The following is a 23371-nucleotide window of genomic DNA, read 5'->3' as shown; positions in this document are numbered from 1 at the left end:
GACTTTTGGCACGCTGTTGAGTTCTCAAGGAACGGACGCTTCCTTCGGACCGCCTTCCAGCGGACCCTCCGGGCTTCGTTCTTTCGTGTTTCCAGTTTATCAGATGTTTTCCGCTCCGTTTTCCGGAGTTTCATTCATCCAATTTCCCGAACTGGCCGGGTCCGCTTTCCGCGACGTCCCCCACATTAGCTCATTCCGAGTGCTACTCGAAATTCACGCTCACTCGGTCGGCGGGAATGCCAAGAAACCCATTTCCATGGGGATCAGAGTGAGAGTGGGTCTTGCTGAGTGGGATGGCCGCTCCAGCGACTCGTTCAACACTAGGCCACCTGGACGACATCGTCAAACGTCGAGGGCCGGATCTGTCCAGATCCGGCCCTCGGGGCTCAAAGACGCAGCTCAGAGCGGGTGTGTTTCCAGCCAAGCGTCAGCCGGCCGGTCCGTCGACCAGCCCGTCGGCCGGTCAGCCGGCGGCGACCAGCTCCGCCGCCGCCAGGTTGCGCTTTCCACGCCGCAGCACGAGCCAGCGGCCGTGCAGCAGGTCGGCCTCGGTCGGCACGGCCTCCTCGTCCGTCACCTTGACGTTGTTGAGGTAGGCACCGCCTTCCTTGATCGTCCGGCGGGCGGCCGAGCGGCTCGGCGACAGACCGACGGCGACCAGCAGGTCGACCACCGTCTGGAGCTCGGACACCTCGGCCTTCGGGACCTCCGCCAGGGCGGCGGCCAGGGTCGGGGCCTCCAAATCGGCGAGGTCGCCCTGGCCGAACAGCGCCTTGGACGCGGCGACCGCGCGCTCGTACTGCTCGGCGCCGTGCACCAGCGTGGTGAGCTCCTCGGCGAGGGCCCGCTGGGCGAGACGGGCGGCGGGGCGCTCGGTGGTCTCGCGCTCCAGTTCCTCGATCTCCTCCTTCGAGCGGAAGCTGAAGATCCGCAGGAAGTTGGGGACGTCCCGGTCGTCCGCGTTCAGCCAGAACTGGTAGAAGGCGTACGGGGTGGTCAGCTCGGGGTCGAGCCAGACCGTACCGGACTCGGTCTTGCCGAACTTGGTGCCGTCGGCCTTGACGATCAGCGGCGTGGCCAGCGCGTGGACGGACTTGCCGTCGGCCTTGCGGATCAGATCCGTGCCGGCGGTCAGGTTGCCCCACTGGTCGCTGCCGCCGGTCTGCAGGGCGCAGCCGTAGCGGCGGTTCAGCTCCAGGTAGTCCATGCCCTGGAGGATCTGGTAACTGAACTCGGTGTAGCTGATGCCCGCGTCGGAGTTGAGCCGCCGGGCGACGGCCTCCTTGGCGATCATGTTGTTGACCCGGAAGTACTTGCCCACGTCGCGCAGCAGGCTGATCGCCGACATCCCGGACGTCCAGTCCAGGTTGTTGACCATGCGCGCCGCGTACGGGCCCTCGAAGTCGAGGAAGCGCGAGATCTGGCCGCGCAGGCGCTCGACCCAGCCGGCCACCGTCTCGGGGTCGTTGAGCACGCGCTCGGCGGTGGGCTTCGGGTCGCCGATCAGGCCCGTGGCGCCGCCGACCAGGCCGAGCGGGAGGTTCCCCGCCTGCTGGATGCGACGCATGGTGAGGATCTGCACCAGGTTGCCGAGGTGCAGGCTGGGGGCCGTCGGGTCGAAGCCGCAATAGAACGTGACCGGGCCGTCCGCGAACGCCTTGCGCAGTGCGTCCTCGTCAGTGGACAGGGCGATCAGCCCACGCCACTGCAGCTCGTCGACGATGTCCGTCACGGTCACGCTTCTCCTTCGATCGGGCGTCCGACCAGTGCTGGCCCGGTTCGATCGGGCCCCGGGTCGGTACGACTCCAGCCTGATAGAGCCTACGCGGTTCCGGCCAGCGAGTTTCCCCGAGGCACCCCCATCAAGCTGGGCCCCACTTTCCCCGTCCCTCCCCCGATACCGGAAATTCCGTTGTTCGACGGCTGTGGGCCCATTCAGAGTGGTTCCACCGCCGTGCGGCGGCAGTGACGTGTGTGGAGACGGTCGTGCCGCCGTGGCACGCCCGCGGGAAGGGTGTGCCGAGTGCGCAACACGCTGGTTCTGAACGCGAGCTACGAGCCCCTGACGACGGTGTCGCTCCAGCGCGCCGTCGTCCTGGTGCTCCAGGACAAGGCGGTGGTGGAGCAGGCGCATCCGCTGCGCTCGATCCGGGGGACGGGCGTGGCCGTTCCGGTGCCACGGGTGATCAGACTGCAACGGTACGTACGGGTGCCGTTCCGACAACAGGCTCCGTGGTCACGGCGGGGTGTCCTGGCCCGGGACCAGCACCTGTGCGCGTACTGCGGCCGGCGGGCCACCACGGTGGACCACCTCCAGCCCAGGTCGCGCGGTGGTGCCGACAGCTGGATGAACACCGTCGCCGCGTGCGCGGAGGACAACCAGCACAAGGCGGACCGCACACCGGAGCAGGCCGGGATGAAGCTTCTGCGGCGGCCGTTCGAGCCGACGCCGCAGGCCAGTCTGATGCTGGCGCTCGGTCTGCGCAGCTCGGAGGTCCGGGACCTCGCCGACTGGCTGCCGGCCGTACCGGGCCGGCCCGTCTCCGCGGCGTGAGGCGATTGCCGGGAGACGGTTCGCGGGAGACTGCTCGCGGGAGGCGGTTCCGGGGAACGGGAGCACTCTCGACGTTCTCGACCTGAGGGCACTCTCGGCGCCGGGGCGGCGGACGGGGCGGCGCCGGCGTGGTACAGGGCGGAAGGCCTCAGTCCTTCGCCTGGTACCCCGCCGCCGTGCCGTAGTTGGTCGAGTGCTCGGGTACCACGACCACCTGTCCGCCGCCGATCAGCACTCGTCCGGAGATCAGCAGTGAACCGGTGCCGGCCGGGAAGTTGCCGCCGGTCGCCTCCTGGCCGCCCGCCAGCGGGAACCTGCTGAGACGGGCGGGCTGGTCACGGCGTTCGTCGGCGGCGAGCACCAGCGATCCGCCGTCGATGCCGACCGCCCGGACGGCGCCCTTCGCGGCGCTCGGCACCTTCCAGCGCTGCTTGCCGGTGTCCAGGTCGTAGCCGACCGCGGCCACCGGCCCGCCGCCGTTCGGCGGTTCCAGGGTGGTGACCATCGTGCGGCCCTCGAAGTAGACGCCAGGAGTGGCCGAAAATCTACCGTGGGCGACGTCCAGCCGGCCACCGTCGACGGCCACCGGGATCTCGGCGGCCGGGTCGCCGCCCGCGCCCCAGGCGAACACCCGGTCGTCCTCGGGCTTCCCGCCGGTCGTGAGGACCACGGACGGCTCGGCGGACAGCACCGTCACCGTCTTCGGCTGGTTGTTCAGGCCCCGCCACCAGCCGACCTTGCCGTCCGCGATGTTCAGCGCGACGGCCTGGTCGGCGGGGGTCGAATCGGCGCAGGACGAGGCGACGAGCACGGTCTTTCCACTGACGCCGCCGGACAGGGTGCAGAACTTGCCCTGGCCGGTGTACTGCCAGACGTCCTTCCCGTCGGCCGACTCCCAGGCCAGCGCCCGGTCGTCGCCGACGGCCACCACCTTGTCCTCGGTGACACCGACCCGCGCCGAGTAGGCGCCCTTCGTGTCCGAGAGGGTCTTGGTCCACGCGGTCCTGCCGGTCTTGGTGTCCACGGCGGACACCAGCGTGCAGGGACTCTTCGGATCGGCCTGCGGACGGAACAGCGCCGCGCCCAGGCCCGCCTGGTTCACTCCCGCCGACAGCCCGCACGGGACGGCCCCGGCGGCCGGCGGCTCCACCGACCAGGTCGGCTTGCCGCCCGCCCGGTCGTAGGCGCGGACACCGGAGCCGTCGGCCCGGACCACCGCGTCGGCCAGCAGCCAGCTGCCGATCAGCGTGTCGTCGCCCCCGGCCGGACCGGCCACGGCGGGCTGCGCGGCCCAGGCCCTGGTGTGCGCCACCGCGAAGCCCGGCTCACCGCCGCTGCTCGCCGCCGCGCTGCCACCGCCCTCGGTCCCGACCATCAGCCCCGCCGCCACCAGCACTCCCAGCGCGGCCACCCCGGCACCGGTCCGCACCAGCAGGGCCTTGCGACTGGGCACGTGATCCCCTGCCAGCACCGCGTCGGCGGCCTTCCGTGCCTTGGCGGAGAGCGAAGAGGCCGAGCCCGCGCCCGCGCCGGCACGGGCACCGGAGCCACGACCGGCCCCTCGGCGCGCGGAGGCCCGCGACGGCGAGGCGGGCTCGGCCTGCGACTCGGGGACCTGCTCCGTAGCTGTCTCCGCGGACTGCTCCGGGACGGTCACGGGCACCTGCCCGGTCTCTTCGAGGTGCACGTAGCCGTCCGCCGAGTACTCCGCCCCGGCCGGGACGTACAAGCCCTCCCCGGCGGGCTGCCGCGGGGCGGCGTACGGTGTGGCGGCCTGATGCGGCTGCGCGTGGTCCGGGTACTGCGGATACGGCTGGTACTGCTCCTGAACGCCGTAGTGGCCTTGATCCTGGCCCTGGACGTAGCCGCCCTCGACATAGCCGGTCCGACCGTATCCACTGTGGTCGTAACCGCTCTGGTCGTAGCCGGCCCGGTCATGACCGGCCTGGCCGTAGCCGGTCTGGTAGCCGGTCTCGTAGCCGGTGTGTCCGTAGACGTCTTGGCCGAGCTGCGGCTGCTGCCCGTACTCGACCGAGGCGTAACCCGCCTGCTGCTGCGGCTGCCACCGCGACGGCTGCTCCGGCGTCTGCTGCTGCTCGGAGTACCCGCCGTGCCCGCTGTGCCCGCCGTTCTGCCAGTCCGAGTGGCCCTCGGACGGCCACGGCTGTTGGGGGTGGGCGTCTCCGAAGGGCTCCTGCGCCATCCGTTCCGTCCCTCCCGAGCCATCTGCCTGCCGATGCGGCAGTCAGCATCTCACGCCCGCCCGGAGAGGCGGCCCGGGCCCTCGGTCGGACGGGCCCGGGCTCCTCGGTCGTGCCGCGTCAGGCCGCCGACTCGACGCGCAGGGCCTCGTCGATCCGGGCGGCGAGGGTGAAGTCCAGCCCAGTGAGGCCGCCGGCGCTGTGGGTGGACAGGACGAAGCGCAGGGTTCGCCAGCGGATGTCGATGTCGGGGTGGTGGTCGAGCGCCTCGGCCTGCTCGGCGACGGAGACGACCACCCGGATCGCCGCCGGGAAGTCCGGCGCGTCGGCGGTGCGGGCGATGCTGTCGCCCTCCCGCTTCCATTGGGGCAGCGCCGCCAGGGCTGCCGTGATCTCGTCCTCGTTCAGCCGCGCCCTGCTGCTCATCGCCGCACTCCTGGTGGGTCGTCCGGTGGGTCGTCGCTCCGGGGCCGGGGCTCCGGGCCGGGATTCCGGGCCGTTCAGAGTGCCCGGGAACCGGTGTCAGGCGGCCTTCCGGCGCGGACGGGCCACCAGCTGGCCGCCGCAGTTGGGGCAGGTAGCGGCCATGGCCTCGGTGCAGTCCGGGCAGAAGGTGCACTCGTAGGAACATATCGAGGCGCGGCCGTCCGCGGTCAGCGACACCGCGCAGCGCTCGCAGCTCTCACGCATCTCCAGGGCCATGGCGTACTCCTCCGACCTGCATACGGTCTGACAGTCGTTCAACTCAACAACAGCTTGGTGACGGCCACGAGGCCAACCACCACGATGACAACGCGCAGCGCGGTCGGCGGGAGACGACGGCCGACCTTGGCCCCGAGCAGGCCTCCGACCAGCGAACCCGCCGCGATCAGACCGGCGGCGGCCCAGTTCACGGTCGAGGTGAAGAGGAAGAAGAGCGCGGCGACCGTGTTCACGATCAGCGCCAGGGCGTTCTTCACCGCATTGATCCGCTGGAGGTCCTCCTGGAGCAGCATGCCCATCAGCGCCATCAGCAGCACGCCCTGCGCGGCACCGAAGTAGCCGCCGTAGATGCCGGTCAGGAACACCCCGACCAGCAGTACCGGGCTGCCGTCCGGATCGCCGCCGGGGCGGCGGCGGGCGGCGACGGCCTTGGCCACCCGGGGCTGGATCACCACCAGCACGAGCGCCAGCAGGATCAGCGCCGGGACGATCGCGTCGAAGGCCCCGCTCGGCAGCTTGATCAGCAGCAGTGCGCCGAGCAGCCCGCCGAGCAGGGAGGCGGTGCCCATGCGCAGCACGCGGCGCCCCTGGTCGGCCAGTTCGCGCCGGTACCCGATCACCCCGCTGAGCGAGCCGGGGACCAGGCCGAAGGAGTTGGAGACATTGGCGGTGACCGGTGGGATGCCCACGGCGAGCAGGACCGGGAAGGTGATCAGCGTGCCGGAGCCGACGATCACGTTGATCATCCCGGCGCCGACGCCGGCCACCAGGACGGCGATCGACTCCCAGAGCGTCATGGGTCACCTCTCCTCTCGGTCCTGTCCGAGGGGATCATGCCGGACGGCCCTGCGGGCCGACCAGACCCGCCCACGATTCGGGACGCACGCCACAGTGCCCAGTACGTACGCTTCGGCACCGTGAAAGGCCGAGGGCCCGCCACCTCTCGGCAGCGGGCCCTCGGCGAAGCACGGTTTTCGGCCGATCACTCCGGGTCGATCTTCGGGTACTCCCGGGCCGGGTCCACCCGGGGACGGGCGGCGCCCTTCTCGGTGTCCACCGGCCGCGGGCCGGACGCCGGGTCCAACGGCACCTGGGTGGCGGCCGGGATCGTCTGCGGGACACTGGGCGCCGCGACCGCGCCGCCGTTCACCCCGCCGTTGCCGGTCAGGCCGGTGAAGGCACCGCCGAGGCCCTTGAGCGCGTCGCCGACCTCGCTGGGGATGATCCAGAGCTTGTTGGAGTCGCCCTTGGCCAGCTCGGGCAGGGTCTGGAGGTACTGGTAGGCGAGCAGCTTCTGGTCGGCGTCGCCGTCGTGGATGGCCTCGAAGACCGTCCGGATCGCGGCCGCCTCACCGTCCGCGCGCAGGACCGCGGCCTGCGCCTCACCCTCCGCCTTGAGCACCTCGGCCTGCTTCTCACCCTCGGCCTTGAGGATCTGGGCCTGGCGCTGGCCCTCGGCGGTGAGGATCGCGGCGCGCTTGTCCCGGTCGGCGCGCATCTGCTTCTCCATCGAGTCCTGGATGGAGGTCGGCGGCTCGATCGCCTTCAGCTCGACACGGTTGACCCGGATGCCCCACTTGCCGGTGGCCTCGTCCAGGACACCGCGCAGGCCGGCGTTGATGACCTCTCGCGAGGTCAGCGTGGACTCCAGGTCCATCGAGCCGATGATGTTGCGCAGCGTGGTGACGGTCAGCTGCTCGATCGCCTGGATGTAGCTGGCGACCTCGTACGTCGCGGCGCGAGGGTCGGTCACCTGGTAGTAGATGACGGTGTCGATGTTGACGACCAGGTTGTCCTGGGTGATCACCGGCTGCGGCGGGAACGGCACAACCTGTTCACGCAGGTCGATCCGGTTGCGGACGCGGTCGATGAACGGGACGACGATGTTCAGCCCTGCGTTGAGCGTCCGGGTGTAGCGGCCGAAGCGCTCCACGATCGCGGCGCTGGCCTGCGGGATGACCTGGATCGTCTTGATCAGCGCGATGAAGGCCACCACGACCAGGACGACCAAAACGATAAGGACGGGTTCCACGGACTCTCCCCTAGACGACCAGGGCGGTCGCGCCCTGGATTTCGACGACGTCGACCTGCTGTCCAGGCTGGTACACCTGGCCCGGGTGAAGCGCACGGGCCGACCAGATCTCACCGTTCAACTTGATCCGCCCGCCCTCCCCGTCGACGGTTTCCGCGACGACCGCGGTGGCGCCCTGGAGCGCCTCGATGCCCATCTTGACCTGCGGGCCCTTCTGAAGCTGCCGGTAGGCGATCGGGCGGACGAAGACCACCAGTGCGACCGAGACGACGACGAAGGTCAGGGTCTCGGCGACCACTCCCCCGCCCAGCGCGGCCACGACGGCGGCGGCCAGCGCCCCGACCGCGAACATGGCGAACTCCGGCATCGCGGTGAGCACCAACGGTATGCCGAGCCCTGCGGCGGCCAGGAGCCACCAGATCCAGCTGTCCACACGTCCATCCTAGGGAGCGAAGGCCTTCGAAGCGGACAGTTCCCGCAGGTCGAGGGGCGGAAACCGGTCGCGCGTGCGACCGGTTTCCGACGGCCTTCCGGATGAGCGGACGAAGGGGCCTCAGCCCAGCGGCAGACCCTGGGCCGACCAGCGGTCTCCGTGCCGCTCCAGGGTGAGCGGCAGGCCGAAGCACTTGGAGAGATTACGGGCGGTCAGCTCTGTGTCGATCGGGCCGGCCGTGAGCACCTTGCCCTGTCGGATCATCAGGACGTGGGTGAAGCCCGGCGCGATCTCCTCGACGTGGTGGGTGACCATCGCCATGGCCGGGGCGAACTCGTCCTGGGCGAGCGCGCCGAGCCGGCGGACCAGGTCTTCGCGGCCACCGAGGTCGAGGCCGGCGGCAGGCTCGTCGAGCAGCAGCAGCTCGGGGTCGGTCATCAGGGCGCGGGCGATCAGGGTGCGCTTGCGCTCGCCCTCGGAGAGGGTGCCGAACTTGCGGTCGGTGAGATTGGCCATGCCGAGGCGGTCGAGCAGGGCGAGAGCGCGGACCTCGTCCGACTGCTCGTAGGTCTCCTGCCAGCTGACCGTCATGCCGTACGCGGCGGTGAGGACGGTCTGGAGCACGGTCTGCTCGGCCGGCAGCTTGTCGAACATGGCGGCGCCGGCCAGGCCGATCCGGGAACGCAGCTCGAAGACGTCGATCTCGCCGAGCTTCTCACCCAGCACCGTGACCTTGCCCGAGGTCGGGAACAGGTACGAGGAGGCGATCTGCAACAGCGTGGTCTTGCCGGCGCCGTTCGGGCCCAGGATGACCCAACGCTCGCCCTCGGAGATGGACCACGAGACCTGGTCGACCAGCGCGCGCCCCTCCCGGACCACGGATACGTCCACCAGCTCCAGCACGTCGCTCATGCCTACGCCTTCCCCAAAAAACAAGATTCTCGGCCGTCGGTGCGGGCGGCGAGCCTACTCCGGCAGCCGGTGGGCACGGGGTGGGTGCGCCGCACACGCATGGGCAAACCTACGCCACGCGGATGACCGCCGATTCCGTAGGCTGGCCGGATGCTCGTGACTCCTGCCGACAATCCGTACGAAGAGCCCCGTTCGGGGCGGCTCACCGCATGGGGCAACGCCTTGCTGGCGGGCCTGGTGCCGCCGGACGACGCCGCCACGGCCGTCCTGGGCCGGGACGAGATCCATCGGGTCACCGGGCTGCCCGGCGACGGGCCCGGCGAGCAGCACGGGCTGACCTGGGCGCTGGGGCGGCTGCGGGTGCTCGGTGTGAAGGGCCTGCGTCTCGCGCTGCCCTCAGCCGGGCATCCGCTCGGGCTGACCGGTCCGAAGGCCTTCAACGAGCAGGCCATGAGTGCGGGTGAGGCCGTCCTGGCCGTGGGTGCACCACTCGGGCTGGTGCCGGAGGTGGAGGTGTACGGCCCGGCCGGCGACCGCTCGGCCACCGTGCTGTGGCGTTGTTCCGAGGTCAACGACACACCTCCGGCGGACGTGCCGTCGCTCCACGAGGCCGAACGTGAACTGGCCGACGGGCTGCGGGAGGCGACCGTCATGCTCGCCCGCCTCGACGTGGCCGGCGCCGGACCTGAGGCCTTGCGCGCCCTGGATGCCTACCGCCGCCGTGGCCACAGCGAGCTGCTCGCTCCCGGGTACCCGCCCCGGGCCGTCCGTGTCCTGGAGTCGGCCCGCCAGGTGTCCGCCCTGCTCTCCATCGCCTCCGGCGGCCACGGCGCTGCCGTCAGCGCCTCCGAGATGGCGGCCCGCCAATCCGCCCTGGCCCCGCTGCGGCGCACCGCCCGGCGCGCCCAGGTCGCCGCCTACAACGCCCTCGTGGACGAGCGAGACGATCGCTGAGAGGTGCTGGGCCCCGGAGTCGGCGATGGCGAGCGCGATCACCTCGGCGCGCTCGTATCTGCCGTCGGGCCCGGCGGCCAGGCCTCCCTGCGCCGTCGTGGCCACCAGCCGGCACCGGGGCCACCCCAGGACTTCGACTGCCTCCTCCGCCGAGTAGCTCTCCGCGAGTCTCCGTTCCAGCGCCTCGGCCGCGGCCCGTGCCGTGGCCGCAGCCTTGTGCATGCGCTCCGTGACAGTCTGCTGCACCACGGCATACGGGACGGCGGCCAAGGCCTCCCGGCTGTAGGTCGGCCAGCCCCGGTATCCGCCGCAGGGGCGTAGCTCTCCTGCGGCGGCGAGCCGCCTGATGTCTTCGGCGATCACCAGCAGACCTGTGGTGTGGCCCAACACCGTGGCCGCCTTGGCCGCCCCCATGGGCGGCACGGCGCCGAGCGCGAGGATGATCTCCTCGGTGCGGGCCTTCAGCTGTACCTCGACGAGCGCCGACCAGGTGCCGTTGTCGAGGTCCGGCTCGGGGATCAGTTCACGTTCCCGTGCCAGGTTGAACTGCCAACGCCGCATCCGCAGTCGGCGTCTCAGCAGCTCCGGCCCGTAGGCCTCCCGGTCTCGGGCTGTCTCCAGGGCCAACCTCGCTCTGCGCTCGACGGCCTCTGCTGCACGATTCTCCGCCCCCGCCACCTGACACCCGGACAAGGGGCGTCCTGGCGCCCGCTCTCGGCCCCCGTCCTCGACAATCGGTTGCGACCCGGGCCCGGACATCGGACGCTCGTCGAACAGGTGGCATGTCACCTCAAGCTCATGGGCCAGCACGACAGGCCCGCACTGATTGCGCATCGCGTTCATCCGGCCCTCCCTCGGGATCGGTGTCGGCGATCAGCCTGGCACAGCCGAATGATGATGGATCACCTGAATTCGGGCCAACCCTGCCGAACGGCACATGCTGGAACACCGTTTGACGCCCTGCCTGGTCGAAAACCTGCCGATCGGCACGGCGCCCGCGCCAGTACGTCGCGCCCCCGGCGCGCTACCCCTCTCGGGCCTCGCCGTGACGAACGGCCCAGAGTGCCGCCTGGGTGCGGTCGCTCAGGTCCAACTTCATGAGGATGTTGGACACATGGGTCTTCACCGTCTTCTCCGAGAGGTGCAGACTGCGGGCGATCTCCCGGTTGGAGCGGCCATCGGCGATGTGTCCGAGCACTTCGCGCTCGCGCTCGGTGAGCGTGCCACCTCGACCCTGCGGAACGCGCGGGCCGTCGTCGGCGAGCAGGGCCTCGGCCAGTTCGGGCTGGAGCAGAACGTGACCGGCGTGCACCGACCGAATCGCCCCGGCCAGCGCCTCCGGGTCCACGTCCTTGTACACGTACCCGGCCGCACCGGCCCGCAGCGCGGGAACCATCGTGCGGTGCTCGGTGAAGCTGGTGACGATCAGGATCCGGGCGCGGCTGCCCTCACCCTTGAGCGTGCGCAGCGCCTCGATGCCGTCGACGCCGGGCATCTTGAGGTCCATCAGGACGACATCGGGGTCGAGCTCACGGGCCCGGTCAATACCCTCCGCCCCATCGGCGGCCTCCCCGACCACCTCGATGTCGTCCTGGACCTCCAGGAAAGTGCGCAGCCCGCGCCGAACCACCTGATGGTCGTCGACCAACAGGACACGGATCGACGGTGTGCTCTCAGGCACCGGGGACCTCCATCTCGACGAGCGTCCCCCGACCGGGGGCCGATTCCAGGGTGAGTGTGCCGCCGACGGCGGCCGCGCGGTCGCGCATCGAGGCCAGGCCGAGGTGACGGCCTGCTCGCCGGACGGACTCCGGGTCGAAGCCGCGCCCGTCGTCGTGCACGCGCAGCACCGCACCGCGCGCAGGCGTCCCGGCCAGGGTGACAGTGACCCTGCGGGCGCCGGAGTGGCGCAGCGCGTTGTGCAGCGCCTCCTGGGCGACTCTCAGCAGTGCGGCCTCCTGGGCAGGCGGCAGGGCCCGGACCCCGTCGGCGGCGAAGGCGACGTCGGCGGTGTGCGCCCGGTCCAGGACCTGCACCTGAGAGGCGAGAGTGGCGCTGAGCCCGTCCTCCTCCAGGGCTGCGGGACGCAGCTCCACGACGACCGCGCGCAGCTCGTCGGCAGCCTCGGCGGCGAGACGGGCGACCTCGGCGAGTTCGGCACGTGCCCGGACGGGGTCGCGGTCGACAAGCTTGGCGGCCGCCTTGGCCGTGAGCCGGAGCGAGAAGAGCTTCTGCGAGACGGCGTCGTGCAGGTCGTGGGCGATCCGGGCACGCTCGCCGGCCAGCGTGAGCTCGCGGCTGCGCTCGTACAGTCGGGCGTTGGACAGCGCGAGGGCCGCGTGCGCGGCGAGGATCCGCAGGAGCTCCTCGTCGTGATCGGTGAAGAGGCCGCCGCCACGCTTGTTGGCGAGGAAGATGACGCCCATCACCTGCGGCTCGTCCTCGGCCGCGTCGGTGTCCAGGATCGGCATGCCCAGAAAGGCGTCCATATCGGGGTGGGCTGCGGGCCATCCTTCGAAGGTGGGCGCCTTGCGGACGTCCGCCAGCCGGGTGGGGCCGGTCTCGTGCAGCATCACGGCGAGTACGCCGTGCTGTCGGGGCAGCGGGCCGATCGCCCGCCACTGCTCGTCGGTGACACCGTCGACAACGAACTGGGCGAAGCCCCCGTGGTCGTCGGGCACGCCCAGGGCCGCGTACTCGGCGCCGAGCAGTCCCCTGGCGGAGGCGGTGATGCGGCGCAGCACCTCACGAACCTCCAGGTGCCGGCTCATGGCGAGCAGTGCCTGGCTGACGGCCTCGATCCCGGACAGGCAGGGTTCGCAGGCGGGCAGCGGGCCCCGGTGGGTCCGGTGGTCTCCGGTGGTGCTGGACATACCGCCAAACTACCGCCGCCCCGGCGACCGCCGCGTCCGTCCGCGGCCGCCCCGGGCCCAGGTCCGGGGACCTAGGCCGCAGGGCCCGCCCGGAGCTTCGTGGGAGCGCCCGGAACGCCGAGAGGCGGCCCTCCCTGTTGGGAGAGCCGCCCCTCGGCCTGCCGCCGGAGAGTCGGAGAAGGGGTCAGCCCTTCTGCATGACCTCGGGCTCGTGCCGGCGCTGGAGCCGGGTCACGAGGACGCCGATGGCGACGGAGATGGCGATCAGCACACCCGCGTCGATCGCCCACTGGGCGACGCTGTGCTTCCAGAGCGGGTCGTAGTTGGGGTTCTGGAAGTCCTTGTTCCAGGGACCCATGAGCACGGACAGGTCGAGCGTGGTGGACACGATGCCGGTGCCCCAGCGGGCCGGCATCAGCCAGGCGACCTGCTCCAGTCCGGGCTTGCTGAAGATCTGGAAGAGGCAGCCGGTGAAGACGACCTGGATGATGGCGAACATGACCAGCAGCGGCATGGTCTTCTCGGCGGTCTTCACCAGCGCGGAGATCATCAGGCCGAACATCATCGCGGCGAAGCTCAGCAGGATCATGCCGATGGTCATCTCGATGATCGGCAGGTTCTTGACGATCAGGCCGTGCTCGGGGAGCTTGCGCGGCAGGAAACCGACGGCGGAGATGATGGCGCCCTGGATCACGCTGAAGAAGCCCAGCACGATGATCTTGGACATCATGTACGCCGAGCGGGAGAGCCCGGTGGCTCGTTCCCGCTCGTAGATCGCCCGCTCCTTGATCAACTCGCGGACCGAGTTGGCCGCCCCGGAGAAGCAGGCGCCGATCGCCAGGATCAGCATGATCGTCGCGGCGCCGCTGTTGAGGTGGAGCTGTGTCTTGGGGTTGGGTGCGAGCCCCGGTTCGTTGGGGATCAGCACGCTGACCGCGCCGATGACGGCGGGCAGCAGCACGGACAGCGCGAGGAAGCCGCGGTCCGAGGCGAGCACCGACATGTAACGGCGCATCAGCGTCCACAGCTGCGAACCCCAGCTCTGCGGCTTCGGCGGCTTGACGGCCTCCTGGGCGACCTGGACGTGCTGCACCTCGCCCGCCTCCACGGTGGGCGCGGAGTACTGCTGGTAGTGCACCGAGCCGCGGTAGCGGCCGGCCCAGTCGTGGTCCGGGTAGTTCTCGAAGGCCTGGAAGACGTCCGCCCAGGTCTCGTACCCGAAGAAGTGCAGCGCCTCGTCCGGCGGGCCGAAGTAGGCCACCGAGCCGCCCGGCGCCATCACGAGCAGCCGGTCGCAGAGTGCGAGTTCGGCCACCGAGTGAGTGACGACCAGGATGGTGCGGCCGTCGTCGGCGAGGCCGCGCAGCATCTGCATGACCTCGCGGTCCATGCCCGGGTCGAGGCCCGAGGTGGGCTCGTCCAGGAAGATCAGCGAGGGCTTGGTGAGCAGCTCCAGGGCGACCGAGACACGCTTCTGCTGGCCGCCGGAGAGCGCGGTGATCTTGTTGTCGGCTCGCTTGTCCAGGCGCAGCTCGTACAGCACCTCGTCGATCCGGGCGTCGCGCTCGCGCGCCTCGGTGTCGCCGGGGAAGCGCAGCTGGGCGGCGTACTTGAGGCCCTTCCGGACGGTGAGCTCGCGGTGCAGGATCTCGGACTGCGGCACCAGGCCGATGCGCGAGCGGAGCTCGGCGAACTGCTTGTAGAGGTTACGGCCGTCGTACAGGACCTCGCCGCGGTCGGCCGGGCGGTAGCCGGTGAGGGCGCGCAGCAGCGTGGACTTGCCGGAGCCGGACGGGCCGATGACCGCGACCAGGGACTTCTCCGGGACGCCGAAGCTGACGTCGTCGAGCAGGACCTTCTTGCCGCCCTTGTGGTCGACCTCGACGGTCAGGTGGCGGGCGGAGAAGGAGACCGCACCGGTGTCGACGAACTCCTGCAGCTGGTCGCCGACCAGGACGAAGCTGGAGTGGCCGACGGTCAGCCGGTCCTGCGGGCCCATCAGCTGACGCTGCACCCGCTGGCCGTTGAGGAAGATGCCGTTGTGGCTGCCGAGGTCGACGATCTCGTAGCGGCCGTCCGGGAGCTGACGCAGCTCGGCGTGGTGGCGGGAGACCTGGAGGTCGGACACCACGATGTCGTTGTCGAGCGCACGACCGATCCGGGCGGTGCGCATCGACGACGTCAGGTTGCGGATGATGGTCGGCTGCGGCCCGCCGCCACCGTGCTGCGGCGGGGCTGGGAAATCCTGCTGCTGCGGGAAGCCACCGTGCTGAGGCTGGGGCTGGGGCTGCTGCGGGGCCGGCTGGGCCTGCGGCGGCGCGTACTGCTGCTGCGGGAACGGCGGCTGGTCCTGCGGCTGCCCGGGCCAGGCCTGCTGCTGAGGCTGCTGGTACGGGTCGTGCTGCGGCCAGCCCTGCTGCGGGGCGGGCTGCTGGGGCGTGGGCACCGGGCCTCGGCTGGTGGCGGCCTCGTGCATCGGGGTGGCCTGTGGAGCCGCGGCCTGCGGAGCGGCGGCGTGCACGGGTGCGGAGAAGCCGAGCCGGGGGCCGTTCTCCGGGTTGCCCAGGTTGACCACGGCACCGGGGAACAGCTGGGCCTGCAGGGTGCGGGCCCCGGCCACGTACGTTCCGTTGGTGCTGCCGTGGTCGTCCAGCTGCCAACCGCTGCCGTTGAAGCTCATGGTCCCGTGCTGCCAGGAGACCCTGGCGTCCTCGAACGGGAAGTCCGACTGAGGGTTGCGCCCGATGGTGTAGGACCGCCCGGGCTCCAGAGTCCGCTGCTGTCCGTTGATCTCAATGACGAGTTGCGGCACTGCTCGCCTGCCCCGCTCTCTCGGTTCCCCCGAATTGTGGCCCCCGGCCGGGGCTGCGATGTTTCTCTGACTGACGGGGGGAATCATTCCAGCCCGCCGACCGCCGGTGAAAGTCGGCCCGGGCGACTGTGACCAGGCTGCTACCGACCCCGGACCGCGCCGTCCCGCGAGGTGGGACGGGTGCCCCCGGGCCGTCGGGCGCCCGGTAGCGTGGGAGGCACCATGAACGCATCGCCCCTGGCCGCTGAGCCCCTCCCCGCCGCCCAGCACCGGACCGCGGACGAGCGCACCCTGCTCGTCAAGGTGTTCGGCAAGGACCGCCCCGGCATCACTGCCGGCCTCTTCGCGACGCTGGCCGGCTTCGGCGTCGACGTCATCGACATCGAGCAGGTCGTGACCCGTGGCCGCATCACGCTCTGCGCGCTGGTCACCCCGCCCCCCGTACCCGCCGCCGAGGGTGGGCTGCGGGCCACCGTCCACCGCTGGGCCGACGAGCAGAAGCTCCAGGCCGAGATCCTCTCCGGCATCGGTGACAACCGGCCGCGCCGCGAGGGCCGTTCGCACGTCACGGTGCTCGGCAATCCGCTGACCGCCGCCGCCGTCTCCGCACTCACCTCCCGGATCACCGCCTCGGGGGGCAACATCGACCGTGTCTTCCGGCTCGCCAAGTACCCGGTGACGGCGGTCGAGCTGGCCGTCTCCGGTGTGGCCACCGACGAGCTGCGGGCCGCGCTGGCCCAGGAGGCGGCCACCCAGCGGGTGGACGTCGCGGTGGTCGCCGCCGGGCTGGAGCGCCGGGCCAAGCGCCTGGTGGTCATGGACGTCGACTCCACGCTCATCCAGGACGAGGTGATCGAGCTGTTCGCCGCCCACGCGGGCTGCGAGGAGGAGGTCGCCGAGGTGACGGCGGCGGCGATGCGCGGCGAGCTGGATTTCGCCGAGTCGCTGCGGGCCCGGGTGGCGCTGCTGGCCGGGCTGGACGCCTCGGTGACCGAGAAGGTCCGCGCCGAGGTCCGTTTCACGCCGGGCGCGCGCACCCTGATCCGTACGCTCCAGCGCCTCGGCTACCAGGTCGCGGTGGTGTCCGGCGGCTTCACCCAGGTCACCGACCACCTGGTGGAGCAGCTGGGCCTGGACTTCGCGGCCGCGAACACCCTGGAGGTGGTGGACGGCAGGTTCACCGGCCGGGTGGTCGGCGAGATCGTGGACCGGGCAGGCAAGGCCCGCTGGCTGGCCCGCTTCGCCGAGCAGGCGAAGGTGCCGCTGGAGCAGACGGTGGCGATCGGCGACGGCGCCAACGACCTGGACATGCTGAACGCGGCCGGCCTCGGGGTGGCGTTCAACGCCAAGCCGGTGGTGCGCGAGGCCGCCGACACCGCGGTGAACGTGCCGTTCCTGGACACCGTGCTGTACCTGCTGGGCATCACCCGTGAGGAGGTCGAGGCGGCCGACGCGCTGCACGGCACCCCGACCGAGACCGAGTAGGAGCCGGCCCGGCAACGGCCGGTGGAGTGAGGCCCGAGGAACAGCCCGAGGAAGGCGCGCGGCCCGCGGACACGGACCGTACGGCCTGCGGACACAGGTGAGGGGCGCGCGGATCGCATCCGCGCGCCCCTCACCTGTGTTCCCAGGGTCAGTCCTGCGGCGTGTGGTACGAGACCAGCTCGGCCACGCCCGGCTCGACGCCCTTCCAGGAGCCGCTGAAGCTGAGCACCGCGATCGCCGCCGTCGGGAAGCCCCCGAGCCGCAGCCGCTCCAGCGCGTCCCGGTCGCCCGCGTCCCCGGCCAGCACCTGGGTCAGACCCAGCACACCCGGGTTGTGGCCGACCAGCACCACGTCCGAGTACTCCTCCGGGGTCTCCTGGAGCACGGCGATGATCTCGCCGGGGCTCGCCTCGTAGACCCGTTCCTCGTAGACGGTCTTGAGGGGCCGCTGCGGCAGCTCGTGCACCGCCAGCTTCCAGGTCTCTCGGGTGCGCAGCGCGGTGGAGCAGACCACGTAGTCGGGGTTGATGCCGGAGTCGACCAGCCAGCGGCCGGCGTCCGGGGCCTGGTGACGGCCCCGGTCGGCCAGCGGCCGGTCGTGGTCGTCCACGCCGTTCGGCCAGTCGGCCTTGGCATGGCGGAGAACGATGATCCTGCGGGGCGTGTCGGCGCTCATACCCAGCAAGCTTGGCAGAAAAGCGGCCCGGCGGCGCGATGCTCCCGGACGCCGCCACTCCGAGGGACGACGAGTGTCACCGTGTCCCGTTCACCGGAGCGTCGGGTGGAGTACGGGCGCAGGGGCGCAGAGGCCGTCCGTCAGCCGATCGAGGCCGCGACGGTGGCGATGAGCGCCACCAGCACCACGATGGCGGAGAAGGCGAGGGCGATGCGGCCGAGCTGCTTGCGGCCGTCGGTGGGATTGGGATCGAGAACGGGCATGTCCGGAATTCTCCCATCCCGAACACGCCCGCCGTCCGCTGGCCCCACCCCCTTGGCCGGGCCTTGACCTTCGCCGTCGGGCCCCGGGCCCTGAGCCCGGGCCCCACCGCCGCGTCCCACCGCCGCGTCCCACCGCCGCGTCCGGCCGCTCGGTGTCAGGCTGTCAGGCCTCGGCCCGCTCCGCCGGGCGCACCGCCTCGTCCTCGATGTGCCGGGCCCGCGCGGCGCGCAGGCCGAACAGCATCTGCGGCACCAGCAGCAGCGACAGGAAGCCCAGCGGCCAGTACCACTCACCGGTGGCCCCGTAGAGCCAGCCGACCAGGATCGGGCCCGGGATGGACACCAGGTAGCCGATGCCCTGGGCGAAGGCGGAGAGTTGCGCGACCCCGCCCGCCGACCGGGCCCGCAGTCCGATCATGGTCAGCACCAGCGGGAAGGCGCAGTTGGACAGGCCCAGCAGGACCGCCCAGAGCCAGGCGCCCCCGGCCGGGGCGAGTGCCAGCCCCGCGTACCCGGCGATGCCGCAGCAGGCCAGCACGACCACGAACAGCCGCTGGTCGCCGCGCCGTGCGGCCAGGTTGGGCAGCACGAAGGAGACCGGCACGCCGATCACCATGGTGACCGCGAGCAGCACCCCGGTGGTGCCCTCGCCGATGCCGGCGTCCTGGAAGATCTGCGACATCCAGCCCATGACCACGTACGCGCCGGTGGCCTGGAGGCCGAAGTACCCGGCCAGCGCCCAGGCGGTCCGGCTGCGGGTGATCGGCAGCCGGACGGGGGCGGCGGCGCCGTCGGCCCGCTCACCGCGCTCCCGCTTGGCGATCAGCACCAGCAGCCAGAGCACCAGGGCGAGCGCTCCCAGGACGGCCCAGACACCCAGGCCGTAGCGCCAGTCACCGCCGAGCGACTTGGTCAGCGGCACGGTGACGGCCGCGGCCAGCGCGGTGCCGGCGGACAGCGCCATCGAGTAGAGGCCGATCATCGGACCGACCTTGTCCGGGAAGTACCGCTTGATCACCACCGGCAGCAGCACGTTGGAGACCGCCACCCCGGCCAGGGCGAGGGCGGTGAGCAGCAGGAACACGGCAGTGCCCCCGGCGAACGAGCGGGCCAGCACGCCCGCCGTGATGGCGCCCATGCCCGCGGTGACGACCGCGATCGGACCGATCCGACGGGCCGCCGCGGGCGCGGCGAAGCCGAACAGCCCGAAGCACAGCGACGGGACGGCGGTGAGCAGCCCGGCGAGCGTCGGGTTCATCCCGAGGTCGTCGCGGACCTGCTTGAGCAGCGGCCCGAGGCTGGTGACCACGGGGCGCAGGTTGAAGGCGGCGGCGGCGATCGCGACGGCGAACAGCCAGCCCAGGTACTTGGCCGAGCCGGAGGCGGCGGGCCGCTCGGCGGTCGGTGTCCGGCTCTCGGTCCGGGCGGAAACGGTGGTGTCTGCTGCGGGCATGGACAGCATCATAGAATGATGGGATGAATTGATGCACCTTGGAATTGGCATGATGTGCCGACCGTTCATCGTCCGGCCACTTCCCACCCAGGCCCCATCCGAGCCGTAGCCGTCAAGGAGTCCCCCGTGGCGCTGTCCTCGCCGAGGCGCACCCCGCTGTCCGACCAGGTGATCGCACAGCTGCGTGCCCAGATCACATCCGGGGAGTGGCCGGTCGGCTCGCGCATCCCCACCGAGGCCGCCCTGGTCGAACAGCTCGGCGTCGCCCGCAACACCGTCCGCGAGGCCGTCCGCGCCCTCGCCCACAACGGACTGCTCGACATCAGGCAGGGCTCCGGCACGTACGTGCTGGCCACCAGCGAGCTCGCCGGAGTGATGCACCGCCGCTTCGCCGACGCCGACCAGGGCCAGGTCGCCGAGCTCCGTTCGGCACTGGAGACCTCGGCGGCGGCCCTCGCCGCCCGCCGCCGCACCGCGCACGACCTGGAGCTGCTGGACGGCGCGCTGGCCCGCCGGGAGGCCGCCTGGCACTCCGGCGGCGCCGAGGACTTCGTCCAGGCCGACGCCGCCTTCCACCAGGCCGTGGTGGCCGCCGCCCACAACGACGTCCTGCTCGCGGTCTACGCCGACCTCGGCGAGGCCACCCGCGAGCTCCTGCGGCACGACGTCGGCCCCGAGCTGATCGCGGAGCGCTACATCGGCCACCAGTCCATCCTGGAGGCGATCCGGGCCGGTGACGCCGAGCGCGCCGCCGTCGAGGCCGGCCGCGCCGCCCCCGGTGGCTGCACCCCCGCCGAGGCCTGACCGCCCCCGGCCCGACACCCCGGCCGCCCCGCCCCCGGAGGCCACTCCCGGAAGGCCACGCTCAGGAGGCCACGCTCAGGAGGCTCCTCCCGAAAGCCCCCGTCCCGAGAACCCCGGCCGGGCGGAGAACCCCGGCCGGACGAAGCACGAAACGCCGCTGCCCGGCACCCCCGCGGGGGAGGGCCGGGCAGCGGCGTACGGGCGGAGCGTCAGGCGCCGATGGCGTGCAGACCGCCGTCAACGTGGATGATCTCGCCGGTGGTCTTCGGGAACCAGTCCGACAGCAGCGCGACGATGCCGCGGCCGGCCGGCTCCGGGTCGCTCAGGTCCCACTTCAGCGGGGAGCGGTGGTTCCAGGTGTCGGCCAGGTCGCCGAAGCCCGGGATGGACTTGGCGGCCATCGAGCCGATCGGACCGGCCGAGATCAGGTTGCAGCGGATGTCCCGCTCGCCCAGGTAGCGCGCCAGGTAGCGGTTGGTCGACTCCAGGGCGGCCTTGGCCGGGCCCATCCAGTCGTACTGCGGCCAGGCGAACTGCGCGTCGAAGGTCAGGCCGACCACCGAGCCGCCGTCCTGCATCAGCGGCAGCAGCGCCGTGGTCAGCGACTTCAGCGAGTACGCGGAGACGTGCATCGCGGTGGCCACGGACTCCCACGGGGTGTCCAGGAAGCTGCCGCCCAGCGCGTCCTGCGGCGCGAAGCCGATCGAGTGGACGATGCCGTCCAGGGTCGGCAGGTGCTCGCGGACCTGGTCGGCGATGCCGGCCAGCTGCTCCGGGTTGGAGACGTCCAGCTCCAGCACCTTGACCGGGTGCGGCAACTTCTTGGCGATCCGCTCGGTCAGGCTCGGGCGCGGGAAGGCGGTGAGGATGATCTCCGCGCCCTGCTCCTGCGCGAGCCTGGCGGTGTGGAAGGCGATGGAGGACTCCATCAGCACACCGGTGATCAGGATCCGCTTGCCTTCGAGGATTCCGCTCATGATCAGTGACCCATGCCCAATCCGCCGTCGACGGGAATGACGGCTCCAGTGATGTACGCGGCCTCGTCCGACCCGAGGAACCGCACGGTGGAGGCGACCTCGGCGGGCGCCGCGTAGCGGCCCAGCGGCACGCCCGAGACGATCTCCGCGCGGCGCTCGTCACTGAGCACGGCGGTCATGTCGGTGTCGACGAAGCCGGGGGCGACCACGTTGACGGTGATGTTGCGCGGGCCGAGCTCGCGCGCCAGCGACCGGGCGAAGCCGACCAGGCCGGCCTTGGAGGCGGCGTAGTTGGCCTGGCCCGGGGAGCCGGACAGGCCCACCACGGACGAGATCAGCACGACACGGCCCTTCCGGGCACGCATCATCAGCTTGGAGGCGCGCTTGACCACCCGGAAGGTGCCGGTCAGGTTGGTGTCGACGACGGAGGTGAAGTCCTCCTCGGACATGCGCAGCAGCAGGGTGTCGTTGGTGATGCCCGCGTTGGCGACCAGCACCTCGACCGCGCCGTGCTTCTGCTCGATCTCGGTGAAGGCGGCGTCGACCTGCGCGGCGTCCGTGATGTCGCAGCGGACCGCGAGGACGTCGTACTTGGCCAGCGCTTCGGGCACCTCGCCCGAGCGGCTGGTGATGGCCACCTTGTCGCCCGCTTCGGCGAAGGCCTGGGCGATCGCGAGGCCGATGCCCCGGTTTCCTCCGGTGACGAGAACCGAGCGGCTCAACGATCCACCTCTCTCCGTGTGTGAGCACGTACGTCGGAATGCGTACGCAGTGTGACGCTATCGGGCGGTCGGCGGCGGCGGCGCATCGGGCTCCCACAGCGCCTCCCCGGCGGATCTGTCGCAATCCGACAATCCGTGCCCGCTCGTACCGTCCCGGCGGCGGACATCTCCCAGGCCCCGGCGCTGCCCGGATCGGGGCGACTGTACGGGAACAACACGGACGGGCGCACCCGTTGCCCCCGTGGTGCGATCCGGCCCGGGAGCGGCCGTACCGATCCCCGACCATCCCGGCGAGCGACGAAGGCAGAGCGGATGACCATGGCACGGCCCGGGAGCACCCACCGACGCGGACGACTGCTGGCCCTCACCGCCCTGGCGGCCGGCCTGGGCACGGCCGCCTGGGCGCTGCGCGACCTGCCGGCCGCGTTCGGGCGACGGCCGGACGGCGAGCGCGAGGAACGGGTGCGCAACTCCCCGCAGTACCGTGACGGCGTCTTCCACAACGCGCCCTCCACCCTCGCCCGCACGGCCGGCGCCCCCGGCTTCGACGGCGCCGCCGCCCGCCGGATGCTGTTCGAGCGGGCCGGCCGCGTCCCCGCCCGTCCGGTGCCGACCGTCCGCCCCGTCTCCCCGCCCGGGCCGGCCGCCGAGGGCGTGGAAGTCACCTGGTACGGGCACGCCTCCGCGCTGGTGGAGATCGAGGGCTTCCGGGTGCTGCTCGACCCGATCTGGAGCGACCGCTGCTCCCCCGCCGCGCACGTCGGCCCCAAGCGGCTGCACCCGGTGCCGGTGGAGCTGGAGGAGCTGCCGCAGGTCGACGCGGTGCTGATCTCGCACGACCACTACGACCACCTGGACATGGCGACGGTCAAGCGCCTGGTGCGCAGCCAGTCCGCGCCCTTCGCGGTGCCGCTCGGCATCGGTGCCCACCTGCGCCGCTGGGGCGTCCCCGAGCACCGGATCATCGAACTGGACTGGGACGAGACCTGCACCCTGGGCGACCTGGTGCTCACCCTCACCGCGGCGCACCACTTCTCCGGCCGCGGGCTGACCCGCAACACCACCCTGTGGGGGTCCTGGGTGGTCGCCGGCCCGAACCGCAAGGTCTTCTACACCGGCGACTCCGGCTACTTCGAGGGCTACGCCCGGATCGGCGCCCAGCACGGCCCGTTCGACGCCGCACTGGTCCAGATCGGCGCCTACGACGCCGCCTGGGCGGACATCCACATGACCCCCGAGGACGCCGTCCTCGCGCACCGGGACCTGGCCGCCGGCCTGCTGGTGCCCGTCCACTGGTGCACCTTCAACCTGGGCCTGCACCCGTGGGCGGAGCCGATCGAGCGACTGGTGAAGGCCGCCAAGGAGCAGGCCGTCCCGCTGGTCGTGCCGCGCCCCGGCGAGCGGGTCGACGTCGACAACCCGCCGGAGCTGAACGGCTGGTGGGAGACCGTCGGCTGACGGCTCGCGCGGGCGCGCCGGGAAGGCGGGCCGGGAGGGCGGACGGGCGCGCCGGGAAGG

General features: G+C 71.6%; 21 protein-coding genes. 5 read left to right on the top strand and 16 right to left on the bottom strand.

All coding sequences use genetic code 11. The annotated features are described in order from the left end of the window. Positions 1-463: 463 nt before the first annotated feature. A complete protein-coding gene (gene tyrS / locus ACFVVA_RS05335; RefSeq protein ID WP_359911503.1) occupies positions 464-1732 on the bottom strand; it encodes a tyrosine--tRNA ligase in 1269 nt (422 codons plus the stop codon). A gap of 291 nt (positions 1733-2023) precedes the next feature. On the opposite strand from tyrS, the gene ACFVVA_RS05330 reads away from it, so the two are divergent. Further along, the gene (locus tag ACFVVA_RS05330; RefSeq protein WP_359911434.1) at positions 2024-2554 is read left to right on the top strand and encodes an HNH endonuclease; all 531 of its coding nucleotides are present in this window, start codon (positions 2024-2026) and stop codon (positions 2552-2554) included. A 148-nt stretch (positions 2555-2702) separates the two neighbouring features. On the opposite strand, the gene ACFVVA_RS05325 is transcribed toward ACFVVA_RS05330, so the two are convergent. The 7 genes from ACFVVA_RS05325 to ACFVVA_RS05295 form a co-directional block, all read right to left on the bottom strand. After that, positions 2703-4757, bottom strand: coding sequence for a PQQ-binding-like beta-propeller repeat protein (locus tag ACFVVA_RS05325; RefSeq protein ID WP_387685885.1), 2055 nt, complete (start codon positions 4755-4757; stop codon positions 2703-2705). Positions 4758-4875: 118 nt separating this feature from the next. Continuing rightward, a complete protein-coding gene (locus ACFVVA_RS05320) occupies positions 4876-5181 on the bottom strand; it encodes a 4a-hydroxytetrahydrobiopterin dehydratase (protein ID WP_387685883.1) in 306 nt (101 codons plus the stop codon). Between the two features lie 96 nt (positions 5182-5277). Further along, positions 5278-5457, bottom strand: a complete 180-nt coding sequence (locus ACFVVA_RS05315; RefSeq protein ID WP_387685881.1) for a DUF1272 domain-containing protein — start codon at positions 5455-5457, stop codon at positions 5278-5280. 38 nt (positions 5458-5495) lie between these two features. Next, on the bottom strand, positions 5496-6254 hold the full coding sequence (locus ACFVVA_RS05310) for a sulfite exporter TauE/SafE family protein (protein ID WP_387685879.1): 759 nt from the start codon (positions 6252-6254) through the stop codon (positions 5496-5498). Positions 6255-6439: 185 nt separating this feature from the next. Next, positions 6440-7489: an SPFH domain-containing protein gene (locus ACFVVA_RS05305; RefSeq protein ID WP_380632112.1), complete on the bottom strand. Its 1050-nt coding sequence runs from the start codon at positions 7487-7489 to the stop codon at positions 6440-6442. Between the two features lie 10 nt (positions 7490-7499). Beyond that, positions 7500-7922 carry an NfeD family protein gene (locus ACFVVA_RS05300; RefSeq protein WP_359911452.1) on the bottom strand — a complete coding sequence of 141 codons (423 nt, stop codon included), beginning with the start codon at positions 7920-7922 and terminating at the stop codon, positions 7500-7502. 120 nt (positions 7923-8042) lie between these two features. After that, complete coding sequence (locus tag ACFVVA_RS05295; protein WP_359911455.1) at positions 8043-8834, bottom strand: ABC transporter ATP-binding protein; 792 nt, start codon at positions 8832-8834, stop codon at positions 8043-8045. Between the two features lie 150 nt (positions 8835-8984). Between ACFVVA_RS05295 and ACFVVA_RS05290 the strand changes: the two genes are divergently transcribed. Further along, positions 8985-9788, top strand: a complete 804-nt coding sequence (locus ACFVVA_RS05290) for a hypothetical protein (protein WP_387685876.1) — start codon at positions 8985-8987, stop codon at positions 9786-9788. 1024 nt (positions 9789-10812) lie between these two features. Here ACFVVA_RS05290 and ACFVVA_RS05285 read toward each other — a convergent pair. From ACFVVA_RS05285 to ACFVVA_RS05275, 3 genes are all read right to left on the bottom strand, one after another. Beyond that, a complete protein-coding gene (locus ACFVVA_RS05285; RefSeq protein ID WP_380353187.1) occupies positions 10813-11469 on the bottom strand; it encodes a response regulator in 657 nt (218 codons plus the stop codon). After that, positions 11462-12559 carry a GAF domain-containing sensor histidine kinase gene (locus tag ACFVVA_RS05280; RefSeq protein WP_380353200.1) on the bottom strand — a complete coding sequence of 366 codons (1098 nt, stop codon included), beginning with the start codon at positions 12557-12559 and terminating at the stop codon, positions 11462-11464. Before ACFVVA_RS05280 ends, ACFVVA_RS05285 begins: the two co-directional genes overlap by 8 nt. Before the next feature lie 286 nt (positions 12560-12845). Beyond that, positions 12846-15473 (bottom strand): FHA domain-containing protein, encoded by a 2628-nt coding sequence (locus ACFVVA_RS05275; protein ID WP_387685874.1) that lies wholly within the window; start codon positions 15471-15473, stop codon positions 12846-12848. A gap of 222 nt (positions 15474-15695) precedes the next feature. Between ACFVVA_RS05275 and serB the strand changes: the two genes are divergently transcribed. Then, entirely contained in the window at positions 15696-16958 is a 1263-nt protein-coding gene (gene serB, locus ACFVVA_RS05270) for a phosphoserine phosphatase SerB (RefSeq protein WP_359911467.1), read from the top strand. Positions 16959-17106: 148 nt separating this feature from the next. On the opposite strand, the gene ACFVVA_RS05265 is transcribed toward serB, so the two are convergent. The 3 genes from ACFVVA_RS05265 to ACFVVA_RS05255 all read right to left on the bottom strand — a co-directional run bounded on the left by ACFVVA_RS05265 (position 17107) and on the right by ACFVVA_RS05255 (position 19350). Then, entirely contained in the window at positions 17107-17634 is a 528-nt protein-coding gene (locus ACFVVA_RS05265) for a histidine phosphatase family protein (protein WP_359911470.1), read from the bottom strand. A gap of 140 nt (positions 17635-17774) precedes the next feature. Beyond that, positions 17775-17897: an SGM_5486 family transporter-associated protein gene (locus ACFVVA_RS05260; RefSeq protein WP_359911473.1), complete on the bottom strand. Its 123-nt coding sequence runs from the start codon at positions 17895-17897 to the stop codon at positions 17775-17777. Positions 17898-18060: 163 nt separating this feature from the next. After that, positions 18061-19350 carry a CynX/NimT family MFS transporter gene (locus ACFVVA_RS05255; protein ID WP_387685871.1) on the bottom strand — a complete coding sequence of 430 codons (1290 nt, stop codon included), beginning with the start codon at positions 19348-19350 and terminating at the stop codon, positions 18061-18063. A gap of 126 nt (positions 19351-19476) precedes the next feature. Here ACFVVA_RS05255 and ACFVVA_RS05250 point away from each other — a divergent pair, with 126 nt between their 5' ends. Next, positions 19477-20154 (top strand): FadR/GntR family transcriptional regulator, encoded by a 678-nt coding sequence (locus ACFVVA_RS05250; protein WP_387685869.1) that lies wholly within the window; start codon positions 19477-19479, stop codon positions 20152-20154. Positions 20155-20363: 209 nt separating this feature from the next. On the opposite strand, the gene fabI is transcribed toward ACFVVA_RS05250, so the two are convergent. Beyond that, the gene (gene fabI, locus ACFVVA_RS05245; protein ID WP_359911482.1) at positions 20364-21131 is read right to left on the bottom strand and encodes an enoyl-ACP reductase FabI; all 768 of its coding nucleotides are present in this window, start codon (positions 21129-21131) and stop codon (positions 20364-20366) included. Between the two features lie 2 nt (positions 21132-21133). Continuing rightward, positions 21134-21853, bottom strand: coding sequence for a 3-oxoacyl-[acyl-carrier-protein] reductase (gene fabG / locus ACFVVA_RS05240; protein ID WP_359911485.1), 720 nt, complete (start codon positions 21851-21853; stop codon positions 21134-21136). A 312-nt stretch (positions 21854-22165) separates the two neighbouring features. On the opposite strand from fabG, the gene ACFVVA_RS05235 reads away from it, so the two are divergent. Then, positions 22166-23311 (top strand): MBL fold metallo-hydrolase, encoded by a 1146-nt coding sequence (locus ACFVVA_RS05235; protein WP_387685866.1) that lies wholly within the window; start codon positions 22166-22168, stop codon positions 23309-23311. The last annotated feature ends 60 nt before the right edge of the window (positions 23312-23371 follow it).

It is taken from the genome of Kitasatospora sp. NPDC058048, assembly GCF_042885555.1.
GTDB classification, from domain to species: Bacteria; Actinomycetota; Actinomycetes; order Streptomycetales; family Streptomycetaceae; genus Kitasatospora; species Kitasatospora lactacystinica.
This window is presented reverse-complemented; position numbering and strand designations above follow the sequence as displayed.

What these genes read in the sequence shown, in the direction of transcription:
- ACFVVA_RS05325 (WP_387685885.1), bottom strand. Translation starts at nt 4,757, where the DNA reads ATGGCGCAGGAGCCCTTCGGAGACGCCCACCCCCAACAGCCGTGGCCG.
- ACFVVA_RS05320 (WP_387685883.1), bottom strand. Translation starts at nt 5,181, where the DNA reads ATGAGCAGCAGGGCGCGGCTGAACGAGGACGAGATCACGGCAGCCCTG.
- ACFVVA_RS05315 (WP_387685881.1), bottom strand. Translation starts at nt 5,457, where the DNA reads ATGGCCCTGGAGATGCGTGAGAGCTGCGAGCGCTGCGCGGTGTCGCTG.
- ACFVVA_RS05310 (WP_387685879.1), bottom strand. Translation starts at nt 6,254, where the DNA reads ATGACGCTCTGGGAGTCGATCGCCGTCCTGGTGGCCGGCGTCGGCGCC.
- ACFVVA_RS05295 (WP_359911455.1), bottom strand. Translation starts at nt 8,834, where the DNA reads ATGAGCGACGTGCTGGAGCTGGTGGACGTATCCGTGGTCCGGGAGGGG.
- ACFVVA_RS05290 (WP_387685876.1), top strand. Translation starts at nt 8,985, where the DNA reads ATGCTCGTGACTCCTGCCGACAATCCGTACGAAGAGCCCCGTTCGGGG.
- ACFVVA_RS05280 (WP_380353200.1), bottom strand. Translation starts at nt 12,559, where the DNA reads ATGAGCCGGCACCTGGAGGTTCGTGAGGTGCTGCGCCGCATCACCGCC.
- serB (WP_359911467.1), top strand. Translation starts at nt 15,696, where the DNA reads ATGAACGCATCGCCCCTGGCCGCTGAGCCCCTCCCCGCCGCCCAGCAC.
- ACFVVA_RS05265 (WP_359911470.1), bottom strand. Translation starts at nt 17,634, where the DNA reads ATGAGCGCCGACACGCCCCGCAGGATCATCGTTCTCCGCCATGCCAAG.
- ACFVVA_RS05260 (WP_359911473.1), bottom strand. Translation starts at nt 17,897, where the DNA reads ATGCCCGTTCTCGATCCCAATCCCACCGACGGCCGCAAGCAGCTCGGC.
- ACFVVA_RS05255 (WP_387685871.1), bottom strand. Translation starts at nt 19,350, where the DNA reads ATGCCCGCAGCAGACACCACCGTTTCCGCCCGGACCGAGAGCCGGACA.
- fabI (WP_359911482.1), bottom strand. Translation starts at nt 21,131, where the DNA reads ATGAGCGGAATCCTCGAAGGCAAGCGGATCCTGATCACCGGTGTGCTG.
- ACFVVA_RS05235 (WP_387685866.1), top strand. Translation starts at nt 22,166, where the DNA reads ATGACCATGGCACGGCCCGGGAGCACCCACCGACGCGGACGACTGCTG.